This window comes from Agrobacterium sp. 33MFTa1.1, assembly GCF_004328495.1.
GTDB classification, from domain to species: Bacteria; Pseudomonadota; Alphaproteobacteria; order Rhizobiales; family Rhizobiaceae; genus Agrobacterium; species Agrobacterium pusense.
Map to the genome: position 1 here is coordinate 942,073 of NZ_CP036359.1, position 26,111 is coordinate 968,183.

Consider the following 26,111-nt stretch of genomic DNA (forward strand, 5'->3'; position numbering starts at 1 on the left):
GCATCGAGCTGCTTCTGGTGGCATCTCTTCAACATTTTGTCGATCAGGGCCCTGTCTCCGTTACAGTGATCCAGAATGTCGACTGCCTTCGAAATGCTCAGAGAGTATTTTTGTTGAAGTTGCTCAACGGTGTAAGGCTCGGGTCGTAAGCTCTGGTCCATCTTATCCTCTTTACGTTCTGCAATCAGATGCTGTGCGATCGATTGCGTATCCGAGACGCCGGGCGCGAAATGCGCCCATGATTGGCTTGTGTCGAGTTCTCCGGATCGTTTCCGGCTGGAGTTCCTCGAGCGACAACTTCCAAACAATCAACACTCATTATGCGGAGGGGTTCATCGATTGGGACTTAGTGCCCAAATTTGGGTGGGACTTATTCGACCGGAACGGAAGGAGGCCTTTTTCCTCAAAGCCGATCCTCGCACGGTGCGGGTGACATTCGCACCACCCCCAAACCCAAAGCTTCCAGATCGGCAGGAAGCCCGCGCGGCGGAGATATCGCTCCGCGGTAAGCGAGCCTCGCGCCAGTGAGGTCTCGACCCATTCCGCTGGCTGAATGCCAAGCTCCGTCGCTTTCCAGGCGCGCAAGCCAGCGCAACTAGCAAACGGGGGATACGAAGTATTTGTACAGCTGGTAATTGCGGCGATCGCAACTGCGCCATGATTCGGGCTACTCTCGACAAAAATGGCCAGCACTTCTCGCATGTTGAGGATTGCATCGCGAGTGCCGCAGACCTGGATCTTGTCCTGAGGTCGGCAAAAACCTGCAAGGCTCGGCTCGACCGTTGACAGGTCGAGCTCGCAAGGACAATTGAGGCCTGATTACTTGAAGAGTAAATCGGACGGAGGCAGATTGCCGGTCATCAGCCTCCGCCCGTCTTCCTGTGTCACATTTCGGGAAGAACAGCGATGTCGCGGACTTCGTTGTCCGTGCCGGTGATAGCGCCTACTTCGGTAGCGTTGCCGGTATCGAGATTAACGGTGTAAAGCATTTTGTTTGCAGCGAGATAGGCAGTGTTCTTTCCGGCTTCCGTGCCCTGAATGTCAAAAGCATAGGTGGCTGGCTTGTCTTTGAAACCCAGCTTGCCAATTGCTTTCAAAGTGCCGTCATTCGGCTTGGTCTGCTGGATCAAGGCGCCAATCGTCGCATCGATATTGTACATTGCGGTCTTTTCAGGCTTGCCGATGGAGTTGGTATAGGCGGCTGCGACAATGTTCGGCGTCTCGCCCTTGTGCATGTCACCATCTTCGAAGGCCAGGACACCGTCGACCGTCACTGCACCGGTGTCAGGATGGACACGGTGGTTGGTGGTGCCAGTCATGAAACGAAGACGATCAGCCACCGGATTGAAATCGACGACGATCGGAGCCTGTGTCACCGTCAGCGTCTTGTCCATTTTTGCGAGATCAGTGGCAGCACCGCTTTCAAGGTTGATGGTAACGATACGATGGTCCGCAGTAACACCGATCACTGTCTTGTTGGCGGGGCGGTAATCAATGCCGACGAGCTTATCGACGCCGGTTACTTCCATGGTCTTTGTAACGGCGGGCTTCGCGGTATCGAACATGACAAGTGTTTTGTCACTCGTCAGCCCGAGAACGGGTGCCGAAAAGGCTGTCGATGCCATGGCAGCAAAGGCGGCGGAGGCGGTCAGTGCGAAAAGGATGGTCTTCATGTCTTTCTCCCGTGCGTTTAACATTCGAGAAGGCGTCAGGCACTCGGCGCTTGACCCTTCATCATTGAAGACACCGCAAGGGAGGCGAATGGATGCAGGTCGTAAAAATAATTCTCAGGATGCATCCATTTGATCGCCGGATGGGTATAGTTCGTGAAAGCTGACGATTTTCACCGCTGGATCATGGAAGGATATTAATGGGTTCCGGGCCGGACGATCTGGATAAGGCGCTTGCTGCCTGCGCTAAGGGTGACCGTTCGGCATTACGCCGAATTTTCGATCAGGAGGCCGGGCGGTTGGTCGCCGTGGCGCAACGCATCGTTGGACGTCGCGAACTTGCCGAAGAGGTCGTGCAGGAAGCCTTTATCCGAATATGGACCCACGCTTATCAATACAGTGCGGACCGTGGCTCCGCGCGCGGATGGATTTATGCCATTGTTCGAAACAGAGCGCTCAATCTCCTGCGGGATGGCAAACTTGAACATTCGGTCGAAGAGGTAGAAGCGCTTCAGGAAGCCGAACAGGCAGACGCGATCATGGGTGCGTGGCACCGTCTGGACACACAATCGCGCCTGCGCGAATGCCTGGGATCGCTCGATGAGACAAAGCGGCACGGTATTCTGATGGCCTATGTTGGAGGCTATTCTCACGGCGAGATCGCCGGAAGGCTGCGCGTTCCACTTGGCACAGCGAAATCCTGGATCAGGCGCGGGCTTCTGACGCTTCGGGAGTGCATGGGATGATCTACGACCGCAAGGATATACCGAACCTCGCTGACGAGTATGTGTTGGGCTTGACCGAAAGCACCGCCGCCGCGGAAATCGAGGACGCCATGGAACGAGATTCCGAACTCAAGGCCGCGATTGCTGCAAGCCGTGAGCGTTTCCTGCCGCTCGACACCGCTATCACACCGGCAACCGTCAACGAGAGCCTGTGGCATCGCATTGAATCTGGGCTGACTTCGCAGCCTGTGACCCGCTACATGTCTGTTTCCACGCTCGCGAATGACAATAACAGCAAAGGCTGGAAGATCGCTGCGCTTTCGTCAATTGCCGCCGCATTGTTGCTTGCCATCGGTCTTGGATACAGCCTCATTCACAAGGCGGAGCCGCTTGTCGTCGCCGTTTTGATCAATGAGGCTGGAGATATTCAGGCGGTTGTCGAGGACTTTGGCGATGAACGGGCGATGATCCGTATACTGGCCGACTTTGCGGTGCCGAACGATAAGACGATAGAGGTATGGACGCTTCCGTCTCGAGAAATTGGGCCTGTTTCGCTCGGATTGCTGAAAGGCGTTCGCTCGGCTCGCCTTGATGGACCCGCATTGCCCACCCCGCGTGACAACCAGCTATACGAGATCACGCTCGAACAAGCGGGAGGATCGCCGACAGGCAGACCGACCGGACCGATCTTGGCCAAAGGGCTGGCGAAATTTCCGCGATGAAATCCACCGTCTGAGCGTTGCTTCAGCGCCTCATCCGACAGGCGATTTTTGTCCCATCTGCTTGCTTTCCAAATTTCCAGGAACATTGGCCCTCGTCTGTGGTTCGTCGTGGCACCAACCTCTTGAACTGACAGGACGGATTATGGCGGATGTATTTTGGCTGGTTGTTGTCGCTGGAGGCCCATTGCTGCTGGGTGCCGTGGTCGTTTATGTCCTGCTGCGTCAGCGCAGGTTATCCGCCAAGGAGCAACAAGAACAAGCTCGCAAGGTTCATAAGCTTTACGACGGAAAGTAACCGGAAGCGGAGACTGATATGAACTATAGAACCATATGGCCCTTGGTAGGGGCTGCGGCTGTGGCTCTCGCGATGACCGTGGCCGTCTACTTCGTCAGGACGACTCCGGATACAGCACCGTCAAATTCACCAGACAGGGGGCAGACGGAAGACCAAGCACCTGCGGGGCCTGCTGACAGGAATGCGCTGCCGGGCAGCCAGAACACGACGCCCTGACCACAATAGTCATTGAGGGAGAGTTTAACATGAAGCCATTCCGTGCCTGCTGCGCCGCTCTGTGTCTTTCGATGTTAATGCCCGCTTTCTCGAACGCGCAATCACCCGCGGACTTCACTGCCGAGGCGGCTTCCTTCAATCAGTTTGAGGTGGAGGCGAGCAGGCTGGCGCTTAAAAGCGCGCAGGATGACGCGACGAAAATGTTCGCTAATGACATCATGCGCGACCATGAGAAAGCGCTCGTCGATCTCGCCGATGCTGCTAAAAAGGACGGTACCTCGGTCCCGACGGACCTGAGCGCCGAATATGCCGAGAAGATGAGAGCTTTAGAAACCGCTTCACAAAGTGAGTTCGACCAGGCTTACCTCTCGACGCAGGTTTCGGTCCTTGAAGATGCGAAGACGATGTTCGAAGCCTTCATCAAAACCGGAATTGCAGGCTCGCTACGTGCATACGCTGAAAATCAGCGTGGCACCGTACGAATCTATAATGTGCGTGTTCAGGGCCTGACAAATCCGTGAAAGCGACCAGATCCACTCCAGCTCAACATTCGGAATTTGGATCACCATCGACAATTCAGCGGCGAGCTATGTTGACCCAGCTTGTCTGCGCCCGGCCGGCAACCGTACTTACGTTACACCGGCCGATCGATGAAGATATTTGATCTAATCCACCCTATGCCACCGCGACGATCAATACGTAACTTTTCATCGGGTTAGTATATATAACTCTCTGACGAGGCGCAGGCGCGCGGGGCCGTTATGATGCGTCCCTTAACCCACGCCATCCTCCCAATAGGGCGGGTCCCCGAACGACGCTTTCAAGTGAGCCGCCAGTGCGCGCAGTTTTGCCGAAGGACGGCGACCCTCGGGGTGCGCAAGAAAGACGAATTCCGCATCCGGCCGAACGCCGACATCGACGATCTTGAGCTTCCCATCGCGAATGTCCGGTCCTGCGATGAAGAGCGGAAGGAGTGCAATACCGAGACCGGCGATTGCCGCATCTCGCAGCATGTCGCCGTTGTTCACTCTGAATCCAATGCGTGCACGAACGATTTCAATGCCTCCAGGCGTAAGGAAACGCCAATCCGCAACACCCCGGTTCGTGTAGAACAAACCCTTATGGGCAGCGAGTTCGGTAGTTGTTGCAGGCATCCCGTTGACCGACAGATAGGCCTCGGAGGCCACCAGGACACGGCGGCTTGGCGCCAAACGCCAGACCATCAGTCTCGAATCGTCAATCGCCCCATGGCGCACAACGCCATCGTAAACGTCTGATGCAATATCGACTCGCCGATCGTCGAGTTCGAGCGACATCTCAATTTCGGGATTGGCAGCCAGAAACGGATACAGAGCCGGTCCCAGGTGCATCCGCCCGAAGGTAACAGGCGCAGCAATGCGGATTGGACCGCCCAGCGTTCCACGCCGCTCGGACAAATCCGCCGCTGCCTCAGAGACCTCTCGCAGGATGCGCTTGGCGCGTTCGAGAAAGGCAGCGCCATCTTCCGTCACCGAAACGCGACGTGTCGTACGGTGGAGTAAAGTAGCGCCGAGGCTGCGTTCCAATTCCGCCAGACGTTCGCTCACGACCGATTTTGACAGCCTGAGCGTGCGTGCCGCCCCGCTGATCGAGCCCTCTTCGGCGACAGCCACGAAACTCGAAATGCCATCCAGCTTCATTGTTCGGCCTTTCCGAAAGGTACGTCCGCCATTGGCACAGTAGTACGAACAGCATGCTTGCGCCACATTCGCACTTACGAAAACCCACACAACGAGAAGGAATTCGGATTATGGGTAGGCTCAAAAGCAAGCGGGCGCTCATCACCGGTGGCACCAGCGGCATCGGACTTGAGACAGCACGTCAATTCATCAGTGAGGCTGCGCGGGTAGCAGTCACGGGAACCAATCCCGAGACGCTGGAAGCTGCACGGCGGGAGCTTGGTCCCAGTGTACTGGTCATCAAGGCAGACGCTGCCGACGTGAAGGGCCAGAAGGTCGTCGCTGAAACGATCAGGGAGGCATTCGGGAGCCTGGACATCGTCTTCATCAATGCAGGCGTCGCCCTTCTCAAGCCTTTGGAAGCATGGGACGAAGAAGGTTTTGACAGGGTCTTCGACATCAATGTGAAAGGCCCGTATTTTTTGCTGCAGGCACTACTGCCGATACTGGCCAATCCGGCTTCGATCGTACTGAACACCTCGGTCAATGCCCACATCGGCATGCCTAACTCGAGTGTCTACGCCGCCTCGAAAGCGGCACTACAGTCATTCATCCGCACGTTATCCGGCGAACTGATCACACGCGGTATCCGGCTGAATGCGGTGAGCCCAGGTCCCATTTCTACACCGCTCTATGGCAAGCTGGGTTTCACCGAGACTGACCTGAAGAATGTCGCTGAGAGCATACAAAATCTGGTCCCGGCCGGCCGCTTTGGCGAACCGTCCGAGATTGCAAAGGCGGTAGTGTTCCTGGCATCGGACGAAGCCGCCTACACGGTCGGCAGCGAGATCATGATCGACGGTGGCATGGGCACATTGTGACACTCCCCAAGCAACGGAATCCGGTGACAGCAGCGCGCCGGGCTCCGACGGTTGTCGGATGTCAAGGCGCGCATCGCTGGTGACGTCTGCTTTCGGTCAGCGGCCAAGCTGGTTTCTGTGGCCGGCATGAAGGCGCAAAACGGTCGCAACTGGCGGTCGGCATACCGCGCAAGAAAATGCCGTTTCGGCGTCCTCGATCTTGAAGAGATGATCCGGTGACGTGCCAAATTGCACTTCGTGGATACAGGTCCCTTCGGCTCGAAAAGCGAAGTCCTGTCTCCTCGGCTTTTGTTATGAGCGCCGCCGTTTCTTTAATTACATTTAAACGATAACTAATTTACCATAACAGCAGACAGAGCAAAATCAGGTTGCCATGACGGCATGCACCTTCTGTAATTCTTCATATCCATGCCGAATCCCCTGCAGCAGAGTTCTTTTTTCATTCGACCAGTTCCCGGTCGCAATGCTCCCTGCTTCGTGTTCGCGATTTCAAAACAGAACCGCGAGGAAATATGTCGTTTCTTAAAAATGCGAGCATTCGCACGAAAATTCTATCCCTGATCATCCCTCTGTGCGTGGTGGGCCTGTGTGCCACGGCGTTTATCGCAACCCGATACAAAGCAGCAGATACGAGCTACTCCGATTTCATTTCCAATGATGCTGGCGCCAGTGTCGAGATGTCGCGCGTAAACCGAAATGTCGTCGCAACTGCTTACGCCGCCTATCAAATCCTGACCTACCGCCAAGACGATCCGGCCATGAAAACAGCTATCGACTTTTACAGCGATAGCAAAGGCAAGCTTCTTGAGCGTCTCCAGCACACGAAAGAACTTCTCCCACGTGAGAGCGCTGCGATAGACAAAATCATTGAGAGAACGAAAGAAGTCATCGTCTTGACTGACCAGGCCGTTCAACTGGGTAAAGCTGATCAGGACGAACCGGCAAGGGCGACCCTGGCAAAAGCGGACTCTTTGATTCTTCCCCTGACGACCGACAACGCAGCGTTTCTGGACCAGGTCTTGAAATCCGTGGCTGCGAGAAGTGACGAACTGACCGACCAAACAAACTCCACCATCTTTACCTCGCTGATGGTTGTCGGCATCACATTCACACTCGGCATCATCGCGTCACTCGTTGTTGCCGCCAAGGGGATCACGACGCCTATCGCCTCTTTGCGCGAGCGCATGATCACTCTGGCGCAGGGGGAGACCACTGCACTCGTCGATGGTCAGGATCGCAAGGACGAAGTAGGTCAGATGGCAAAGGCGGTCTCCATTTTTCGCGACAATGCTCTTGAGAAAATCCGTCTGGAAAAAGAAGCTGATGCCAATCGCAGCCTTTCCGAACAGGAACGATTGGAACGCGAGGCCCAAAAGGCGAAGGACGCTGCCGACACCCAATTTGCCGTTGACCAACTGGCCAAGGGGCTCGACCGTCTCGCCGATGGTGATATCGCGTATCGCATCGAGACACCGTTTGTTGCCCATCTCGATACTCTGCGGAACAACTTCAATGGCTCGGTCGCGAATCTGAATGACGCGTTGCGCGCCGTCGGCGAGAACGCTCGCGGCATCGATGCCGGTGCCAACGAAATTCGCTCTGCCGCCGACGACCTGTCCAAGCGCACTGAGCAGCAGGCTGCCTCAGTCGAAGAAACAGCCGCCGCTCTGGAGGAAATCACCACGACCGTGAAGGACAGCAGCAACCGTGCCGAAGAAGTCGGCCATCTGGTCGCGAGGGCCCGTGAGGGTGCGGAAAAGTCCGGAGCAGTCGTACGTCAGGCCGTTACCGCCATGAACGAAATCGAACGTTCATCCGGTGAAATTACCAACATCATCAGCGTTATTGATGAAATTGCCTTCCAGACCAATCTTCTGGCTTTGAATGCAGGCGTTGAGGCCGCCCGCGCCGGCGAGGCCGGCAAGGGCTTTGCGGTCGTCGCACAGGAAGTCCGCGAACTTGCCCAGCGGTCTGCAAAGGCTGCGAAAGAGATCAAGGCATTGATCACGACATCCGGTGAACACGTTCGCTCCGGCGTGACACTGGTGGGTGAAACCGGCAGGGCACTCGAAGTGATCGTCACGGAAGTGCAAGAGATTAACCGTCATATCGCCGCGATTGTCGAATCCTCGCGCGAACAGTCGGTTGGCCTTCAGGAAATCAACACGGCCGTCAACACCATGGACCAGGGCACACAGCAGAATGCCGCCATGGTCGAACAGTCGACAGCCGCAAGCCACAGCCTCGCCAAGGAGGCGGCATCCCTCAACCAGCTGCTATCGCGTTTCAATCTAGCCGATGGCGCAAGCACAAGTCGTTCGTCTGTAGCCCCTGCGGCCGTTCGCTCGGCATCGCCAGCTTCACGACCTGCAGCATCACCGGCTAGAGCCCTTGGCCGCAAGATTGCGAACGCGTTCGGGGGTGGTTCGGCTGCCGCGGTTGCGCAAGACAGCTGGGAGGAGTTCTAAAAATCTACGGCCGCGGCGCGACAGACCAACCGCCCGGCCGTTGATCATCATCACGAGTGCCTTGGATCGGAAACTTCGCTTGCAGATTAAAAGCGGGTTTTCGGTCGAGGGAGCGACGCAAGTCGTGGGAGTTCCCTCGGCTTCCACTTTCAAGACTTGGATTTTGCCTCTGCTGCGACGAAATCATTAAGCTGTATCACGTTACCGCTGATCGCAGCGCCAGACGAACCTCTATAGACAGAGTATCCGTTTCGACTACGTTTTTTGGTCTCGTATAATGCACGGTCCGCCTGGTCGAGAAGTTCCTCGGGATCGATTTTATCCAGGGTCGTGCAGCAGGCAATGCCAATGCTTGTCTTTATCACCAAGGGACAGTCATTCCATATCATCGGTGTTGCCGTGAGCGCCTTGATCATCGTCCTCGCCCTGGCGGCGGCATCGACGGGTGACACGCCGGGTAGAAGCAGACAAAACTCGTCCCCGCCAAGCCGAGCAAAAACATCGTTGGCAGATAATTTCTCGGAAACAACGGCAGCGGCATGCCGGAGCGCAGCATCCCCGGCAGCATGCCCATACTTGTCATTGATCGCCTTAAAGCGGTCGAGATCGAAAAGCATGACGCTAAAAACACGTTTGGTATGGGACGGACCACACATATCTGCAAGCTTGTTCATCAGCATTCGACGATTGGCGAGACCCGTCAGTTCGTCTTCATTGGCGAGGCGTTCGACTTCACCTCGAAGCCGATCGACAGCCGACAACAGGAACCCGAAATTCCAGACCACTGCGGCAAAAAGGAATGCCAAGAGATCAACAGCGGCTGCCGCTTTGAGGTCCAGTTCTGGCGTTAGGCGGGTGACGATCAAGATGTTGCCGCAAGCAATTATCGCATGCGAGGAAACGGCCACGATCATTGCACCGCTGCTGACAATTGCGCCGAGTTCGCCGCCATGGTGTCGCAAGAGAAAGACTGCGGTGATTGCTAGCGGCAACAACTGCGCCACCGTGTAAACAGGATTGCGCGCGTACCAGGGACAAAAAGTTGCCAGCATCAGCACTACGCTGATCACGAAAAGACAAGCGACAGAAAGCAACTTTAATCGAGCGCCGTGGAAACAGCGGGCGCCCACGCAGTTCAGATAAAATCCCAGAACTATGAAACTGTTACCGAGTACAGTCTGGATGAGCAGACCATCATTTCCCTGGAGGGCCAGAATAGCTCCTCCGAGCACACTGGCAACGCTGCCTGAGAACCAATAACGTGCCGCCTTCAGTTCGCCGTAGCGATAGACCACCAGACCCCAAATAAGGCATTGAGAAAGACCGAGCAGCAAGACAACGAGAAAGAGCGTATAAAAGTCGGGCATTTGATGTCCCATTCTCAGAAGTCGTGACCAGTACGGCGAAACCCGTGAACGGCGGGTAAAAAACTTGTCGAGCCTTTAATCCATCGCCAAAATCATCTGTTTCGACCACAGCACCTAGATGAAAACTGGTGCACGCAGAGGCCGGTTTAACTTGACTGGCAGCATTGAGCAAAATCGAACCGGTCTTCTAAAAACCAACCCCATCACCGCGCTTGAAGTTGCCCCGAACTTTCAGTTACTGCAGTTAGACCATGTTCGTTACATTGGCCGTTAAGGAGATACAGAGGACCTGATAGAGGCGTCTTGCCTCTAGGCCGCCCGTCGCGGCCTGCGCTGCCTGCGCCCTCTATCCCTTCCGGCAGCGAAACATCATGATACAGTGCGCCTCCGACGCTCCCGTGGAGGCGCATTGAAAATCGGCTTGCGGCAGGATTGAAGGTGCAGATTTATGACTACGATCGTCGTTTCTTATTTTGATGGCGCTGAAGTTGAACTGGACGAAGAGCCTGATCCTGACGCTCCTGAGTCCGCTGCTGCTCTGGCCTCGTTTCTTGCGCTGACGGAGGCGGACAGGCTCTTGGACACGCGGCACGTTTTTGCCTTCTACAAGGACTATTACGAAGAGGCCGGGAAACCAGAATGGCTGGACGCGGAAATGGGCGTTCCACAATCACCCGCCGATATATGGGATCATGTCACTCCCGGACCTGTTACCGTCAAGAAAGGGCGAAAGGAGGATGAAAACTGGTACGTCGTGATGCAGGCTGAGTGCGGCTGGGATGTCGAACGTGGCCTCATGATGGTTTGGCGAAACGGTGCGACGCTTACGAAAGTCGGCGGATATAATGGTCACCTGACCAATGTGAATGCCTACGCAGATCCCGCTTTGGAGGCTGTCGTCTACAAGGCGCGAAACCCGGAATACACAACTAGGATTGCCGAGTGAGTATCCGAGACTTGCTTACGGGCGTGTGAACCTACCAGGAAAAACGCTCACCACACGTTGTTTGAGAAAGCCATGAAAGGCGAGACGACCTGGGCTATACATCGGAAGTCCCCACCTCCTCGCCGCCATGGCGCACACTCGCAGCAGAAACAAGATGCTAAACGACGTGTCGAAACCGTGCAGAACAATCGGTCGCACAATGCCGCCCCTCTCCAGTCGTTGTGATCTCGTCCGTAATCACATCAGCATTCCGAAGGTTTTGCTCTTCGAGCTCGGTGAGGATGCAAAATACTCTGTGCAATCTGGAAGGAGACGAACTGTTCGGCGTCCGAGATTCTAGCCAGACCCACTTCAACGCCGACACATGAAGACCTGAGATGCCCGCATGACGGAGGCGTCCGCAATACGGAGGCCGCCGATCCCGTAGACTTTCAGCTTGTTATCGACAACAGACATGCTGTCACGACCCATCTTTGCAGTACAGGACTGATGCCAGTAGGTGACGGCAGAGCGCTGAATAAAATTGATCATGCCCGATCGGTCGCGCGCGCCCGGAGCAGTTTCGCCTTTCACCGGAGGTGCGAAACTGTCACTATTCCCGAGCATGCGGCACAATTCCCCGGCGGCCAAGGCGGCAGCCATGTCTTCCGGCTCACTGAGTGAATTCGATTCGATCAGGATCGGATCAGTTGCGTCGGAGCCGGAGAGTAGCAACCGGCCCCGACTCTTCGGATGGGCAAGTCCGTTGAACATCGTCCAGCCATATTCCGGTGTTTCCAGACCTGTTTCGACCAGGGAATTTGGCTGTTGCGATGACGCCGTGCCTGGCATTACTTCTTCGCGGAGACGGCCTTGGCGGCCTGATCAATGGTATCGGCCACGACCTCCGGCTGGGTCATGAACAGTGCGTGACTTGCTGAGACCTTTGTGATTTTTGCCTTGATGCGCTCGGCCATATGGATCAGCATTGCCTGATCGAACGCCTTGTCTTCGGTTGCGATAACAGCCCAGCTGGGCTTCATGTGCCAGGCAGCATGTTCAAGCTTCGTGCTGAACGCCGACATATTGATCGGGACCTGGGCATCTTTCATGAACGCAACATCGGCGTCACTGACGTCATGGGCAAACCCAGCCTTGAACTTGTCCGGGCTGACATAGCCAAATCCATCCTTCGTGGTTTCGATGACGAACTCCGATGCAGGAGCAAAACCGTCGTATTGCTGAGCCGTCGTTTCGCCGACATCCGGAGAAAGTGCGGAGACGTAGACGAGGCCGGCAACCTTTTGATCGATACCGGCTTCCGTGATGACAGTGCCGCCCCAGGAATGTCCGACAAGAATGACCGGACCATCCTGGCGCTCAAGCGCGCGGGCAGTCGCGGCAACGTCATCAGCGAGAGACGTCAGTGGATTCTGGACGATGGTCACGCGGTAACCACGCTTGGTCAGATTATCGTAAACCCCTTTCCAGCCGGAGCCGTCCGCGAAGGCTCCATGAACGAGGACAACGTTTCTGACGGACTGCTCCCTGGGGATGGTATCGGCTGCGTTTGCCGGCAATGCGGCAGTTAATGTGGCTACGGCTGCAATTGCTGCGACGGTGGGCGGGATCTTGCGCGTCATGACTTTTTCCTCTTTTTACTCGCGATAACATTTATCGCGATATATTCAGGCTGTCAGATTTGGAGTTGCGCGTCAACATAATTATTATCGCGATATTGTTTTTCGTACTTTCGTTCGTTACATTTGACGCAACAGGAGTTCACAGTGACAAAACGCCATAACGATCCACCGCCTCTGCACGACCAGCTATGCTATGCGATCTACACCGCCGGCATTGCGATCCAGCGTGCATACAAGCCTCTTCTCGATGAACTGGGCCTGACCTATCCGCAATATCTCGTACTCAACGTGTTATGGAGCCAGGACGGACAGACGGTTGGCGCCATCGCCCAGACCCTTGCTCTGGAATCAAGCACGCTGACACCGCTGCTGAAGCGACTCGAGACTGCCGGCTTGCTGCGCAGGACGCGCAACCTTAGCAACGAGCGGCAGGTTGTCATCGCCTTGACCGACGACGGCCGTGCCTTGCAGCACAAGGCCGGCTGCCTCAGCGACACTTTGCTCGCGGCCTCTACACAGACGCCAAAGGAACTCGCTGCTCTTAACCGCGATGTCCGGTATCTCCGTAACGCGATCTATTCCCAGGTCGGCGGATGGGACGCACCCGCCTGACCTTCGATAGTGGTAAATCGCCTCACCGCTCAGGCGGTCGGTACGGTCCCACCGTCGATCACATGCTCTGTACCCGTAATTGACGACGCTCGATCCGACGCAAGGAACGCGATCAGGTCGGCGACTTCTCCAGGCCTGGCCGGCCGGCCAAGCGGTATACCACCAAGCGAGTCCATGATCGTCTGCACAGCTTCGTCGTAGCTGATGCCGGCTTCCTCCGCGATACGAAGCGCAAGACCGCTGGAGCCCGGATCTGCAATCCAGCCGGGAGAAACCCGAACCACCCGTACACCTTTGGGAGAAACCTCCTTGGAGATGCTCTTGCTGTAGGTGTTGAGCGCGCCCTTTGCGGAGGCGTATCCGGTCGTCGCCTGGTGCAGCGGAAGGACGCGCTGGATCGACGTCACGTGAATGACGACGCCGCTTCCTTGCGCGATCATTCCGGGGATAAGGGCGCGGTCCAGCCTCACCGCAGGGAAGAAATTAAGGTTGAATTCCTTTTCCCATTCCTCTTCGGTCAACGCCGCAAAGCCGCCAGAAGGTGCTGAGGATCCGCCCAACACGTTGACGAGGATATCGAGTCCGCCGAGCTCCCGGTGGACTGCGTCAACAACTGTCTGAACGCCATCCATCGTGGTCAGGTCGGCCTCGACGAAGGCCGCGCCGGAAAAGTCCTCCGGCTTTCTGCGTGCGGTTGTCAGCACGCGGGCGCCGAGCTCCTTGAACTGAGCCACAGTCGCAGCGCCAGCGCCCGACGTCCCGCCGGTGATGAGAGTTCGACGGCCCTCCAGTGTCAGAAACGGCGTCATAGGGTGATCTCCAGCTCAGCAATCCTGTCGCCCGAAAGGACGAAGATAAAGCGAAGGTCGATCGGACTTCCGGGGAAGGTGCCGGCTGCGTGGGCCATCACCTGGGTCTTTCCATTCTCGACGGCGATCAGGAAAGGCCTGACCGTGTAGCTGTACTGCTGGGCCTCATCGGTCATCCACGCCCGAATGGCCTTCTGCCCGATGTGAATCTTCCCCTTGTCCTTGACGACCCCGTTTTCGGTGAAGGTGGCAGCGATGGCGTCCGGACAGCCTGACCTGTCGGCTTCGAAATAGGCTTCGATAGCGCTGGGTAGTTCGATCATCGTAGTATCTCCCGTCGTTTTGGTATCTTGGGCTGTGGCTCCGCCTTCGCGATATCCACTGGCTGGAAGATAGATGAAGCTTATTGACGGGATAAGCAGGATAAACAAGGATGAGGTATTGCGAAAAGAGGGATAAATGACCCGTTCCGTCCTTGCTGACCTTGATGCCGTCCTCAGCATCGCCCGCCTTGGAACCTTCCGCGCAGCGGCTCTCGACCTTGGAATGTCAACAACGGCCTTGAGCAACTCCATCGCGAAGCTGGAGCAGCGCCTCGGTATCCGGCTGTTCAACAGGACGACGCGAAGCGTGTCCCTGACCGATGCGGGGAAGACGTTTGTAGAACGGGTCGGACCAGCGGTGACCGACATCCGCGACGCAATGCTCGCGGCCCAGTCGCTTCAGGAGACCCCGAGCGGAACATTGCGCATCAACGCCTTCGCCACGGCAGCACGAGAAGTAATGGCGCCGCTCGTCCTGTCATTTCTGGAGAAGTATCCGCAAGTGCATATCGACCTTGTCACGGAGGGACGGATTGTCGATATTGTCGCGGCGGGTTTTGATCTGGGTCTGAGACCGGCCGATCTCGTTCCTGCCGACATGATCGCCGTGCCTTTGGGCTTGAAGCGCAGCAATGCGGTCGTCGCATCACCGGAATTCCTGCGCAGACATGGCAAGCCAATTGTACCAACTGACCTCTACAGGTTTCGCTGCATTCGCGCGCGCCTTCCGAACAATGCGCTTTTCCGGTGGAAATTCGAGAAAGACGGAAATGCACTCCAGATCGACGTGCAAGGCGCGATCACTCTGGACGAGCCAAGCCTCGTTACGATAGCAGCCCAAAATGGGGTTGGGCTTGGTTATCTCATGGAAGCGGATGTTCGAGAGGATATTGAGGCTGGGCGACTGGTGCGCGTTCTTGAGGACTGGACGCCCTCGTTGGCCCCGCTGGCGTTGTATTACCCTGGTAGGAAGACCCCCCCTGCAGCGTTCACCGCATTTATTCAGGCTGCTCGCGAATTTGCAAGAGAATGACCGGCATGCAGATGTTCGATGCCAGTGAACGCTGGGCGTTCTTAAACTCTTGAAGCTATTTGAACCGGTTGACTGCTGGGACACAGCTAAAGTTCAAAAGTCCCTTGTCGAGAGGTTTACTTCGCCTCAATAAAATGGGCGGATACCTTCCGCGAAATCATCGAGGCAGAGATATTCCCGAAGGCTGCGCGCGTTTGTCCGCGACTGCCGCCATGATCAAGCGGCCACGGTGTTCGTGGGGGCGCCGCGCTCGAACGCCTCGACATTATCAATCAGTTGGTCGACCAGCGACTGCACAGCCTCTCGGCTCGCCCACGCCACATGCGGCGTCAGGATGAAGTTCGGCAGATCGAGCAGCCGCATCAGCGGATGATCGTGTGCAGGCGGCTCGGTGGTGACGACGTCGAAGCCGGCGCCGCTGATCTGGCCGCTTCTCAAGGCGTGTTCCAGCGCGGCCTCATCGACGAGTCCGCCGCGTGCGGTGTTGATCAAAAGAGGCCGCCTAGCCATCCGTGCGAACTCCGCGGTCGAGATCATGTTGCGGGTCGAAGGCATCAAGGGAGAGTGCAAGGTGATGATGTCGCTGAGCGCGAGGACCTTCTCGAACGGCGTATAGAGCGGCCCCATTCCGCTGGTGCCCTTGTAGTCCGAAAAAAGAACCTTCATCCCGAAAGCACGACCAAGATCGGCCACCGAGCGCCCGAGGGCACCGTCACCGATGATGCCGAGCGTCGAACCGGCGAGATCGTTAATCGGGAAGTCGAAATAGCAGAACTGGTTTGCTTCCTGCCAGCGTCCGGCCTGCACCGAATTGCGATAGGCGAGCAGGCTGCGGCGAAGCGCAAGGATCAGAGCGAAAGTGTGCTCGGGTACGGTGTTGACGGCGTAGTTGCGGATGTTTGAGACGATGACTCCATGCTGCGCGCATGCTGCGACGTCTACGACGTCGGTGCCCGTCGCCGCTACGGCGACCAGTTTAAGTCTGGGAGCGGACGCGACCGCTGAGCCGCGCACAGGGGCCTTGTTGGTAATGACGATGTCGGCATCCTTGATGCGCTCCGGCACCTCGTCGGGAGCCGTCTGGTCAAACTGAACGAGCTCGTGAGCGAAGGAGAACGCACGAAAGTAAATATCGTCGGGTAAGGTCTTCCGATCGAGAAGGACGATCCGAAGAGGCTTGCTGGAAGCATGAGGCATTGGGGGACACCAGGTTCAGAGGGAGAACAGCGGCCGCTTTCAAGCGGCCGCTCAATTTAAGATCAGCCTCAGGCTTCTTCTTCCTGAAACGCTTCTTCGCGTGTTTTGCGGAATGACGGCAGGATCATCAGCAGAAGCACGCCGGCTGTCGCGATCAGCAGGACCAGACTGATCGGCCGCTCCACGAAGACACTGGGGTTTCCGTGCGAAATTGTCAGGGCGCGACGGATGTTGGTTTCCAACAACGGTCCCAGGACGAACCCCAGAAGTAGCGGACCCGGCTCGCACTTGGCCTTGCGGAAGGCATACCCCAGCAGGCCGAACCCGGCAGCCAGTACCACGTCGAATATGCGGTTGTTGATGCTGTAGACACCGACGCAGCAAAAGAGAAGGATTGCCGGATACAGCAGACGATACGGGACCGTCAGGAGCTTCACCCACACGCCGATCAGTGGCAGGTTGATCACGACGAGCATCAGGTTGCCGATCCACATGCTGGCAACGAGTCCCCAGAAGATTTCCGGCTGGGTTGCCAGTACCGTCGGTCCCGGGGTGATGCCGTGTATGATGAACGCACTCAGCATCATCGCCATCATGTTGTTCGATGGGATGCCCAGGGTGAGAAGCGGGATAAACGAGGACTGTGCGCCGGCATTGTTGGCAGCCTCCGGTCCGGCGACACCCTCAACGGCACCCTCGCCGAACTCCTGGGGACGCTTGGATACTTTTTTCTCTACCGAATAGGCGCAGAATGAGGCTAGAGTGGCTCCGCCGCCCGGAAGTACGCCGAGAAACGTCCCGACACCCGTGCCGCGAAGGACAGCCGGCCAGGCCCGTTTGAAGTCCTCTTTGGTCGGCCACAGGCGGCTGAGCTTGCTGACAAGCACACCACGAGCTTCGACGTTCTCAAGATTTTCGATGATCTCCGCGAAACCGAACAGACCTATGGCGATGACCACGAAGTCGATGCCGTCGAAGAGTTCGACTGCAGTGAATGTAAGGCGTTCCTCCCCGGAACTGGCGTCGATCCCGACCATACCGAGCAGCAGACCGAGAAGGATCATGCCGATCGCCTTCAGGACTGGTCCGCGGGCGAGGATAGTGGCCGCCAGAAGGCCGAACAGCATCAGCGACACGTATTCTGCCGGGCCAAAGGAAAGGGCGAAAGACGATAGCGTCGGACCAGCGATAGCAATACCGAACGTCGCGACCGTTCCGGCGAAGAAGGAACCGAGCGCCGCGACGGCAAGCGCCGACCCGGCCCTTCCCTTCTGAGCCATCTTGTAACCGTCGACAGCGGTCACGACCGACGACGCCTCTCCGGGAAGATTGACGAGGATAGCCGTCGTCGATCCACCGTACTGCGCGCCGTAATAGATGCCGGCGAGCATGATGAGGCCCGCCAGAGGCGGAAGGTAGAACGTAATCGGCAGCAAAACCGCGATCGTCGCCGTCGGCCCGATACCTGGTAACACCCCGATCAGCGTGCCAAGCAGAGCGCCAAGCAGACAGAAGCCCAGGTTCGTCGGCGTCAGGGCCTCGCTGAAGCCCAGCATGAGAAGGTCAACGAAATTCAATTATACCTCCCTCAGAACGGCCAGATAGGCATTTGCACGCCAAGGCCGACAATGAAGACCAAAACGCCAAACGCTGTCAGCCCAGCGGTCAGCAGGATGACCTCGCGAAGCCGTGAATCGCGGTCAGCGATGCTGCCGACCAGAAGCAACCATACGGACGCCGCAACGAAACCAAAGAACTCCGCGATGAAGGCGAAGCCAACAACTGCTGCAAGGATGACCATAAGCGGCCAGATCTTCGGTTTGTCGATGTCGACCCGTGCCCGGACCGCGCCCAACCCGCCGATCGTGGCGCCAATGATGATAAGAAGCCAGCACACTATTCGAGGCAGGTAACCTGGGCCCATGGCGGATGCCGTGCCCATGGTCAGGTCGCGCCCGGCCCATAGGCCAAGCGCGCCGAATCCCATGAATAACGCTGCGGTGAAGAGGTCAGGCCGGTCACCGGTGCCTCCAGCCTTGCGGGGAGCGGCCATTACTTCTGTTCCTTGGCCAGTTTCCAGATCGCGCCCAGGCGCTCAGCGCGCACGGGAAGCTCCTTGTCCCAATCTTGGGACGAGCGATAGGAAATGGCCAGCGACATCTGCTTCGCCTTTGCCTTGAACTCTGGATCGTCGAGAGCTTTCTTCACCGCGGCGGAGAACTTCGTCCGAATTTCCTCCGGCACGTCACAGCTCATTGCGATTCCGCGCTCAGAACTCATCAGGACTTCAAAACCCTGTTCTTTTGCGGTTGGGAGATCGGGAGCGATGGAGGCGCGCTCTTCGGCAAACTGGCCGAGATTCTTGAACGCGGAGTGATCGCTGCCCACGAACTCCCCGACGTTGATGCCGATCGTGTCCACGTGCCCGCCGAGAAGCGCGGTGCGAGCCTCGTTCGCCCCATTGAAGGTGACCGCAGTCAGATCGATACCTGCAGACTTCTCCAACTGAAGCATGGCAAGATGCTCGTCGGTTCCGAGGCCAGTTGTGCCGACGGTAACAGCCCCGGGGTTCTCCTTCGCATAGGCGACGAGGTCTTTGAGCGTATTGAACTTGGAATTGGTTTGGACAATGAACGAACCGGGATCTTCGACAATGCGCGCGACGAGGCAGAGCTTTTTCGGGTCGAACCGCACCTTGCGATCCATTTGCATCGTCAGATAGCCAGGCGTGTTTAGCGAGGAAACGGTGTAGCCATCGGGGCGAGCCTGGGTCATCGCAGTATAGGCGATTTCACCGGACGCACCTGGACGGTTTAGGACGGTTATCTTCGCGTCCAGTTCCTTTTCCACATAAGGAGCAAGCGTACGGTTCATCACATCAGTGCCGCCGCCCGGAGCAAACGCCACGATAAATTCGATCGGGCGATCCGTTGGCCAGTCAGCGTGGGCTACGCCTATGGCGAGAAGCAGCGTCGTTGCCAGTGCGGTATTTCTAATCAAATGCTTCATCTTATCCTCCCAGGATAGTTTGTATTTGGACGGTACCGTCCAAGGTCTCGGTGACCGGCCGACGTTTCCCCTCCGGAACATCGGCCAGCTTCGTTCAGTTAGTCGGCGGTAGCTCACATCCGGCCTTGACGAGGGCGTCGTTGAACCAAGTCGGCTTGTGCGTGCCAGCTTTGATATTCTCGATCTGCTTTTGCTCGGCGGCGTGCTTGGCAACCGTCCGTTCGTAAACCTCCGCCACATCGTCGATCGGAACAACGACGACCCCGTCCGCGTCGCCTACGATCAGGTCGCCCGGCATCACAACCATTCCTCCAATGGCAATGGGCGTATTGATTTCGCCTGGGCCGTTCTTGTAGGGGCCACGGTGGGTCACGCCGACCGCGTAGGAGGGGACGTTCATTTCGAGAAACGCATCCGCATCGCGGATCGCACCGTTGAGAACGAAGCCCACAACACCGCGGCGATGAGCGTAGTCGAGCATCATCTCCCCCATCAGGGCGTGGGTCACGTCGCCGCCGGCATCCATGACGATGACGTCGCCGTCCACGGCCATGTCCATCGCCTTGTGGAGCATAAGGTTGTCGCCCGGAGGCGCTTTGACGGTCAGTGCGCGGCCGACAAGTTTGCCGTGGCGGTGCATCGGGCGAAGCTGAGCGCCGCCCGCGTACATGCGGTGCATGCTATCGCTGATGTTGGCGACGGGAAGCTCCCTGAACTTGTCGATCCATTCCTGTTCGACGATCCTGTCCCTGTTGCGAACCCTAAATCCTATAGTCAACGTATTCTCCTCGATGATCTTGATTGTCTTTTTCAGGCAGGTGTCTTTGCCAGCGCGCGATGGTTCACGATCCTCTCGCGGCCAAGCTCACGACCTTCCACGATCGCAAGAATGCCCTCGACGGCATCGACGCCGACGCGAACGTTCGCCTCCTGGGTTACGCCGCCGATATGCGGCGTGACGACGATCCGCTGATTCTGCCAGAACGGGTGGTTGTCTCCAGGAGGCTCTGTCTGGAACGTGTCAAGCCCGGCCCCGGCAATCTGTCCGCTTTCGACAGCGCGAAGAAGGGCATCCTCATCGATCAGGCCGCCCCGGGCTGTATTGATAACGAACGATCCCGGCTTCATCAGGCCGAGCCGGCGGTCATCAAGCAAATTCCGCGTGTCGGGCGTCAAAGGGCAGTGCAGGCTCAAGATATCCGACGAGGAGAGGAGGCGGTCGACATCAGTCACCTGGCGGACACCTGCCTCGGCAAACGCCGCCTCATCTGTAAAGGGGTCGAAGGCTTGGACCTTCAAGCCAAAACCCTTAGCGAACAAGGCAGTTTGCCGAGCAATCGCGCCGAACCCGACAAGGCCGATAGTCATGCCAGCCAGTTCCTTGCCAGCAAAGCCCGCCTTCTCCCAGCGCCCAGCGCGCAGGCTGCTGTCGAGCGGCACAATCCGCTTTACCACGGCAAAAAGTAGTGCAATCGCATGTTCAGCGACCGAAAGCGCATTTGCGCCAGCGGCGACGACAACGGGGATTTCGCGGCGAGACGCGGCGTCCACGTCGATGTTGTCAACCCCAACCCCGTGCTTGGAAAGGACACGTAGCGAAGGCGCGGCTTCAATCGCTGCGGAGCCGAACCGCCCCATGCGCACCACCACGCCGACAGGATCAAGTTCCGTCACAATCCGGACCAGGTCGTCTTCGCTCGTGTAAGGGGGAACGTAAGACACGTGATAGCCGTTCTCGGCGATCAGCTTGACTGCTTGTTCGTTGATGGCTGGTCCAGTGACCAGGATGTTTCGGCTTCCCATGCGTACCTCGAACTGGAATGCGCGAGGACGCGAGCGCTGAGCGCGCAGCGTAGCCATCCTCCCATACGCCAAAGCTCCTCCTGGCGTCTCCTGAGCGGAAGTTAACATAAGCCTCTCTTGATTAAAGCGAATAATTCTGGCCACGATGAACAGAGAATCTTAATTAGTCGGAGGATGGTTTGGATACGCGGCAACTGAAGACCTTCATCGCGATCGCTGAGCACGGAACTTTTGCAAAGGCTGCTGAGGCCGTCGGTTTGACCCCATCCGCAGTCAGTCAGCAAATGCAGGCACTTGAATTAGAGGTCAGCGGAGAACTCTTCGATCGCTCGAGCCGGCCGATCACGCTTAACGGCCATGGGCTGCAGATGCTCGAAGCAGCACGTACTCTGGTGCGTGATGCAGACAACATCATTGACACGATTTCCGGCAGAGCCATCAGCGGGACCTTCACAATCGGCTCCGTTCGCTCAAGTGCGCTTTCGCTCCTGCCTCTCTCAATCGTCGCCCTCAAGGCAGATTATCCTGATCTCAGGATCAAGCTACAGGTCGCCAATACAGATGAATTGATGAGCGGCGTCCTGTCCGGCCGCCTGGACTGCGCGATGGTCGCCGAGTACTCTGGAATCCCTTCAGCGCTAAGGTGGCACCCCTTTATCAACGAACCCCTGCTCGTGATCGCTCCCAAGGGCACTCCCCGAATGTCCGGCATCGACATGCTGTCGACCATGCCTTATGTCAGGTTCAACAGTCGGTTCAGATTGGCCCAGATCATCGAGACCGAGCTTGCAAAAACCGGCGTCGCCCCGAACCTGATAGCCGAGATCGACACGATCGCGTCGGTGGTCTCTTGCGTAATTCATGGTCTCGGCGTGTCCGTGGTGCCCTGGATCGCGCTTAGAGATATCGCTGTGCCGATTGTCTCGGCGCCATTTGGTGAGCCGCAGATATTTCGGCCTATCGGGCTCGTGCAAAGGCGAGCCGGGACGCGCGTCGCGATTATAGATCGGCTGCACCAGCACTTGAGCAGGCTTAGCGATCCGTACGGTATAGCCCGTTGACTGACGCTGGCATACTGATGCCCATCGGTTGACCTCAATCCTCCCCGATCGACGATCAAGCTTGTGGACGAGGGATGAACGCCTCGCCGCTGCGGCTCAGAAGATTGGCGTGGCGCTTCATGCTTTCGCGAATATTCCTCAATAGACATCCGGCGAGGAGCTCTCGAACGCCGATAGATCAACACTTGTCGAGATTCGAACCAAGCGCTCCGGCGGACTAATCCAGATCCAATTGATTTCCTGATTGGATATCCACTTTCTTGTTAAGCGTCCTTTTCCCGCAATAGGACTCGGGACTTTTGTATTTCATCAACCGGTAGAACGCCGCACGTACGATGGATGGAACGTTGATATTGCCTCTGGACGGCATCATCGCGCGCTGTGATCGCACGTCTTCAAGATGGGCCTCTGCTCCATGCTTCGAAGGAGCCAAGGTTGAGGAAGCAATGTTGGCGGAACTGATGTTGGCTGGCCCAAAATCAGCTTGTCAACGAACCTTGCTGTGGCGAATTCAGCCAGCGCCTGAATCCACGCCAGCTTCGATTGCAGCGATCAAACGTGTCGAAGCCTCCCGAACAACTGTGCCGGATATTCAAACTTTCCCGGACGCCCTGCTTTGGGATGGAATATTTCGAGCCATTCACAGGCGGACTGAAAAAGTTTTTTAATCAAGGTGTTAGCCCCTGCGGGTGAAGATGCTTTCCGTAGAAAATCCGGATGAATTGTGGGTAGGTCGACATCTCCATCCTCATCACAAGCTTGACTTTCGAAAAATCAACAGATATGTCAACTTAGATTCTGATATCTCAGTTTGGTTATTGATATGTCTAAAACCGTTGAATTCCCATCTTTGCCTCTGTCCGATCTTGTGACGCCGCAGGACTTGCCGGTTGAGGGAAACATGACCAATCGGATCCACGCGTTGCTTCGCCAATTGATTGTGGAAGTGAAGCTGCTGCCGGGTCGGGCTCTGTCCGAAAAGGAAATCGCGGCGTTGTTGCATGTGAGCAAGACGCCGGTGCGCGAGGCGATCATTCGCCTTGCAGAGGAAGGTTTCGTGACGGTTGTACCGCAGGGTGGTACCTATATCTCGCCGATCGACGTGCAGCGTTACATGGAAGCGTGTTTCATCCGCTTCAAGCTTGAAGAAGGCGCGGTGATAGAGGCTGCCAAGCGGCACTCACTTGAAGATATCGCCCGCCTGAAGACCTGTCTTTCGCAGCAGCGTACCGCCGCGGCCGATGAAGAGTTTACTGACTTTTTCCTGCTCGACGAGGAATTCCACCGCACGATTTTTGCAGCGGCTCGCCTGCCCGGCGCCTGGAGCGTCGTCAATCAGGCCAAAGGTGAAATGGACCGCATGCGCCACCTGAAAAGGGTATTTGCTGTACGTCGCACGGAAAAGGTTATCGAAGAGCACGATGCGATCGTGAATGCGATCGAGTCTGGCAACGTCGAGGCAGCGCGTGACGCCATACAGTGTCATCTGGGATCGCTGGAATCCAAAATCGCAGAGCTCTCCAAGAACCCCAAAATCTGGACCTTCATCGAACAGGTCAATACGCGCGTCACCAGGAAGCGTGTGTCAAGAGGAGCCAAGGCCCCTGCCTGACTGAACATTCAAGGCTTTTGAGGAGGGGCCTTTCATGTCCGCAGTTCAAATCAACGACGTCGTCAAGCGCTACGGTGCTCTCGAAGTCGTACATGGCATCAACCTTTCCATTCAACCGCAAGAATTCGTCGTGCTCGTCGGCCCCTCGGGCTGCGGAAAATCCACCACACTGCGCATGCTCGCAGGTCTTGAGGATATCTCCGGCGGCACCGTCGCGATTGATGGGCGGGTGGTCAACAAGATCGCCCCGAAAGATCGCGATGTCGCCATGGTGTTCCAGAACTACGCGCTTTATCCGCATCTCAACGTCGCCGAGAACATTGCTTTCGGCCTGCGCGTGCGCGGTGAAAAGCGCGATGTGGTCGACAAGGCCGTTGCCGAAGCCGCCCAAATCCTTGGTCTGACGGAATATCTGGCACGTAAGCCAGCCGACCTGTCGGGCGGGCAGCGTCAGCGTGTTGCCATGGGGCGCGCGATCGTACGTCGCCCCAAGATTTTCCTCTTCGATGAGCCACTTTCCAATCTTGATGCCAAGCTGCGCACCCATATGCGGGCTGAAATCAAGCAGCTGCACAAGCGCATGCAGGCGACGAGCGTCTATGTGACCCACGATCAGGTCGAGGCGATGACACTGGCCGACCGTATAGTCATCATGAACCGCGGCAATATCGAGCAAGTCGGCTCGCCGATGGAAGTCTTTCTTGAGCCGGCGAATGTTTTTGTCGCCAGCTTCATCGGCTCTCCGCCCATGAACCTTTTTGACGCGACAATCGACAAGCAGGGTGGCTACGCCAAAGCCGTGCTCACGGGTGATGCCGGACAAAGCCTGACGATCCCCGATGCCTTTGCCCGGAACGCGGTGCAAGGCCAGCCGGTGAAACTCGGCATCAGACCCGAAATCATGTCCGTAGAAGTGGCCGATGGACAGGACGTGCTCAATTGCAGCATCGACCTCGTTGAACCGCTTGGTGCCGAGGCACTGTTGCACGGGAAGGCCGATGGCCAGTCCTTCATCGCCAAAGCCGAAACGCTTTATGCGGATCACTCGCTAAACGGCGTTACCCGGCTCGGTATCGATACGGCGCGCATCCATGTTTTTGACGCCGCAAGCGGCAGATCTCTCAAGGCCGCCGGCAGGGCGCGGCCATGAGACAGTATCTTCAGGAGTCGCTACACGAGCTCTGGCAAGATGTGCGCCGTGACTGGCAGCTTTATTTGCTTCTTGCCCCCATGGCCATCTGGTTTGCACTCTTTCTTTACAAGCCGATGTACGGCCTGGTCATCGCTTTTCAGGATTTTTCGATTTTCCGTGGCATCGAGAAAAGTCCGTGGGTCGGCTTTGCGAATTTCATCGAGCTTTTCCAGAATGACATGTTCGTTCGTGCATTCTGGAACACCATCACCATCAGTGGCCTCGGCCTCATCTTCGCTTTTCCGGTCCCCATCATTCTGGCCTTGATGTTTAACGAGGTTCAGAGCGAAATCGGCAAGCGCTGGGCCCAGACGATCGTTTACCTGCCCCACTTCATCTCCGTGGTGATCGTTGCGGGTATCGTCATCAATTTCCTCTCCCCATCCATCGGCATCGTCAATCTTCTGCTGAAGGGCATCGGGCTTGAACCGATATATTTCCTTACGCAGCCCGAATGGTTTCGGCCTGTGTTCATCGGCTCGTCGGTCTGGAAGGAGTCGGGGTTTGAATCGATCGTCTATCTGGCAGCAATCGCCGGTGTGAGCCCAACCCTTTACGAGTCCGCGAGGGTCGATGGAGCCTCGCGCTGGCAGATGATGTGGCGGATCACGCTACCGTGCATTCTCCCCACGATTGTCATCATGCTCATTATTCGCATTGGCAATCTGGTCGAGGTCGGTTTCGAATACATCATTCTTCTCTACCGCCCTTCCACCTACGAGACTGCCGACGTCGTTTCGACCTTCATCTACCGCACCGGTCTGCAAGGTACCCAGTACGACCTGGCAACGGCCGCCGGCCTGTTCAATGCGGTTATCGCTTTCGTGCTGGTCTATTCGGCAAACCGCATCAGCCGACGAGTCTCGTCGACATCGCTTTGGTGAGGAACT

27 protein-coding genes and 1 pseudogene are annotated in these 26,111 nt (G+C 56.9%); 14 read left to right on the plus strand and 14 right to left on the minus strand.

Features of this window, described 5'->3' with window-relative positions:
* Positions 1–318: 318 nt before the first annotated feature.
* On the minus strand, positions 319–789 hold the full coding sequence (locus tag EYD00_RS18140; protein ID WP_309762518.1) for an aconitase family protein: 471 nt from the start codon (positions 787–789) through the stop codon (positions 319–321).
* 95 nt (positions 790–884) lie between these two features.
* A complete protein-coding gene (locus tag EYD00_RS18145) occupies positions 885–1,673 on the minus strand; it encodes a DUF4394 domain-containing protein (protein ID WP_022563210.1) in 789 nt (262 codons plus the stop codon).
* 197 nt (positions 1,674–1,870) lie between these two features.
* On the opposite strand from EYD00_RS18145, the gene EYD00_RS18150 reads away from it, so the two are divergent.
* The 4 genes from EYD00_RS18150 (at position 1,871) to EYD00_RS18160 (ending at position 4,149) form a co-directional block, all read left to right on the plus strand.
* Positions 1,871–2,416, plus strand: coding sequence for a sigma-70 family RNA polymerase sigma factor (locus EYD00_RS18150; protein ID WP_004446085.1), 546 nt, complete (start codon positions 1,871–1,873; stop codon positions 2,414–2,416).
* Entirely contained in the window at positions 2,413–3,117 is a 705-nt protein-coding gene (locus tag EYD00_RS18155) for an anti-sigma factor (protein WP_004446087.1), read from the plus strand. Before EYD00_RS18150 ends, EYD00_RS18155 begins: the two co-directional genes overlap by 4 nt.
* Before the next feature lie 142 nt (positions 3,118–3,259).
* The gene (locus EYD00_RS25965) at positions 3,260–3,412 is read left to right on the plus strand and encodes a hypothetical protein (protein ID WP_004446089.1); all 153 of its coding nucleotides are present in this window, start codon (positions 3,260–3,262) and stop codon (positions 3,410–3,412) included.
* 245 nt (positions 3,413–3,657) lie between these two features.
* Positions 3,658–4,149 (plus strand): DUF4142 domain-containing protein, encoded by a 492-nt coding sequence (locus EYD00_RS18160; protein ID WP_004446092.1) that lies wholly within the window; start codon positions 3,658–3,660, stop codon positions 4,147–4,149.
* A 252-nt stretch (positions 4,150–4,401) separates the two neighbouring features.
* Here EYD00_RS18160 and EYD00_RS18165 read toward each other — a convergent pair whose 3' ends face one another.
* On the minus strand, positions 4,402–5,307 hold the full coding sequence (locus EYD00_RS18165; RefSeq protein WP_004446094.1) for a LysR family transcriptional regulator: 906 nt from the start codon (positions 5,305–5,307) through the stop codon (positions 4,402–4,404).
* A 110-nt stretch (positions 5,308–5,417) separates the two neighbouring features.
* On the opposite strand from EYD00_RS18165, the gene EYD00_RS18170 reads away from it, so the two are divergent.
* The gene (locus EYD00_RS18170; protein ID WP_034497515.1) at positions 5,418–6,167 is read left to right on the plus strand and encodes an SDR family oxidoreductase; all 750 of its coding nucleotides are present in this window, start codon (positions 5,418–5,420) and stop codon (positions 6,165–6,167) included.
* Positions 6,168–6,679: 512 nt separating this feature from the next.
* Positions 6,680–8,635, plus strand: a complete 1,956-nt coding sequence (locus EYD00_RS18175; protein ID WP_022563214.1) for a methyl-accepting chemotaxis protein — start codon at positions 6,680–6,682, stop codon at positions 8,633–8,635.
* 149 nt (positions 8,636–8,784) lie between these two features.
* Here the strand turns inward: EYD00_RS18175 and EYD00_RS18180 are convergent, their stop codons facing one another.
* Positions 8,785–10,002 carry a GGDEF domain-containing protein gene (locus EYD00_RS18180; RefSeq protein ID WP_022563215.1) on the minus strand — a complete coding sequence of 406 codons (1,218 nt, stop codon included), beginning with the start codon at positions 10,000–10,002 and terminating at the stop codon, positions 8,785–8,787.
* A 448-nt stretch (positions 10,003–10,450) separates the two neighbouring features.
* Between EYD00_RS18180 and EYD00_RS18185 the strand changes: the two genes are divergently transcribed.
* Positions 10,451–10,948, plus strand: coding sequence for a DUF6985 domain-containing protein (locus tag EYD00_RS18185; RefSeq protein ID WP_022563216.1), 498 nt, complete (start codon positions 10,451–10,453; stop codon positions 10,946–10,948).
* Positions 10,949–11,332: 384 nt separating this feature from the next.
* On the opposite strand, the pseudogene EYD00_RS18190 reads toward EYD00_RS18185, so the two are convergent.
* Positions 11,333–11,746, minus strand: a pseudogene (locus EYD00_RS18190) (GMC oxidoreductase); the annotation flags it as partial.
* A 32-nt stretch (positions 11,747–11,778) separates the two neighbouring features.
* A complete protein-coding gene (locus tag EYD00_RS18195) occupies positions 11,779–12,570 on the minus strand; it encodes an alpha/beta fold hydrolase (protein WP_022563218.1) in 792 nt (263 codons plus the stop codon).
* Between the two features lie 144 nt (positions 12,571–12,714).
* Here EYD00_RS18195 and EYD00_RS18200 point away from each other — a divergent pair, with 144 nt between their 5' ends.
* Entirely contained in the window at positions 12,715–13,182 is a 468-nt protein-coding gene (locus tag EYD00_RS18200; protein WP_022563219.1) for a MarR family winged helix-turn-helix transcriptional regulator, read from the plus strand.
* A gap of 29 nt (positions 13,183–13,211) precedes the next feature.
* Here EYD00_RS18200 and EYD00_RS18205 read toward each other — a convergent pair whose 3' ends face one another.
* Positions 13,212–13,991 carry an SDR family oxidoreductase gene (locus tag EYD00_RS18205; RefSeq protein WP_022563220.1) on the minus strand — a complete coding sequence of 260 codons (780 nt, stop codon included), beginning with the start codon at positions 13,989–13,991 and terminating at the stop codon, positions 13,212–13,214.
* Complete coding sequence (locus EYD00_RS18210) at positions 13,988–14,314, minus strand: nuclear transport factor 2 family protein (protein ID WP_022563221.1); 327 nt, start codon at positions 14,312–14,314, stop codon at positions 13,988–13,990. Before EYD00_RS18210 ends, EYD00_RS18205 begins: the two co-directional genes overlap by 4 nt.
* 136 nt (positions 14,315–14,450) lie before the next feature.
* Between EYD00_RS18210 and EYD00_RS18215 the strand changes: the two genes are divergently transcribed.
* Positions 14,451–15,347, plus strand: a complete 897-nt coding sequence (locus EYD00_RS18215; RefSeq protein ID WP_022563222.1) for a LysR family transcriptional regulator — start codon at positions 14,451–14,453, stop codon at positions 15,345–15,347.
* Positions 15,348–15,563: 216 nt separating this feature from the next.
* Here EYD00_RS18215 and EYD00_RS18220 read toward each other — a convergent pair whose 3' ends face one another.
* The 6 genes from EYD00_RS18220 to EYD00_RS18245 form a co-directional block, all read right to left on the minus strand.
* Entirely contained in the window at positions 15,564–16,544 is a 981-nt protein-coding gene (locus EYD00_RS18220; RefSeq protein ID WP_022563223.1) for a D-2-hydroxyacid dehydrogenase, read from the minus strand.
* A 68-nt stretch (positions 16,545–16,612) separates the two neighbouring features.
* Positions 16,613–18,121, minus strand: coding sequence for a tripartite tricarboxylate transporter permease (locus tag EYD00_RS18225; protein ID WP_006697897.1), 1,509 nt, complete (start codon positions 18,119–18,121; stop codon positions 16,613–16,615).
* Positions 18,122–18,132: 11 nt separating this feature from the next.
* Positions 18,133–18,597 carry a tripartite tricarboxylate transporter TctB family protein gene (locus tag EYD00_RS18230; RefSeq protein WP_022563224.1) on the minus strand — a complete coding sequence of 155 codons (465 nt, stop codon included), beginning with the start codon at positions 18,595–18,597 and terminating at the stop codon, positions 18,133–18,135.
* Positions 18,597–19,553: a tripartite tricarboxylate transporter substrate binding protein gene (locus EYD00_RS18235; RefSeq protein ID WP_022563225.1), complete on the minus strand. Its 957-nt coding sequence runs from the start codon at positions 19,551–19,553 to the stop codon at positions 18,597–18,599. The genes EYD00_RS18230 and EYD00_RS18235 overlap by 1 nt, the downstream gene beginning before the upstream one ends.
* A 94-nt stretch (positions 19,554–19,647) precedes the next feature.
* On the minus strand, positions 19,648–20,331 hold the full coding sequence (locus tag EYD00_RS18240; protein ID WP_022563226.1) for an RraA family protein: 684 nt from the start codon (positions 20,329–20,331) through the stop codon (positions 19,648–19,650).
* A gap of 32 nt (positions 20,332–20,363) precedes the next feature.
* A complete protein-coding gene (locus tag EYD00_RS18245) occupies positions 20,364–21,413 on the minus strand; it encodes a hydroxyacid dehydrogenase (RefSeq protein ID WP_077985887.1) in 1,050 nt (349 codons plus the stop codon).
* 122 nt (positions 21,414–21,535) lie between these two features.
* Here EYD00_RS18245 and EYD00_RS18250 point away from each other — a divergent pair, with 122 nt between their 5' ends.
* From EYD00_RS18250 to EYD00_RS18275, 5 genes are all read left to right on the plus strand, one after another.
* Positions 21,536–22,417, plus strand: a complete 882-nt coding sequence (locus tag EYD00_RS18250; RefSeq protein WP_022563228.1) for a LysR family transcriptional regulator — start codon at positions 21,536–21,538, stop codon at positions 22,415–22,417.
* A 449-nt stretch (positions 22,418–22,866) separates the two neighbouring features.
* Positions 22,867–23,085: a hypothetical protein gene (locus EYD00_RS18260; protein ID WP_131258901.1), complete on the plus strand. Its 219-nt coding sequence runs from the start codon at positions 22,867–22,869 to the stop codon at positions 23,083–23,085.
* Positions 23,086–23,318: 233 nt separating this feature from the next.
* Complete coding sequence (locus EYD00_RS18265; RefSeq protein ID WP_022563230.1) at positions 23,319–24,029, plus strand: GntR family transcriptional regulator; 711 nt, start codon at positions 23,319–23,321, stop codon at positions 24,027–24,029.
* A gap of 34 nt (positions 24,030–24,063) precedes the next feature.
* Complete coding sequence (locus EYD00_RS18270) at positions 24,064–25,179, plus strand: ABC transporter ATP-binding protein (RefSeq protein ID WP_004446116.1); 1,116 nt, start codon at positions 24,064–24,066, stop codon at positions 25,177–25,179.
* On the plus strand, positions 25,176–26,105 hold the full coding sequence (locus EYD00_RS18275; RefSeq protein WP_022563231.1) for an ABC transporter permease: 930 nt from the start codon (positions 25,176–25,178) through the stop codon (positions 26,103–26,105). Before EYD00_RS18270 ends, EYD00_RS18275 begins: the two co-directional genes overlap by 4 nt.
* The last annotated feature ends 6 nt before the right edge of the window (positions 26,106–26,111 follow it).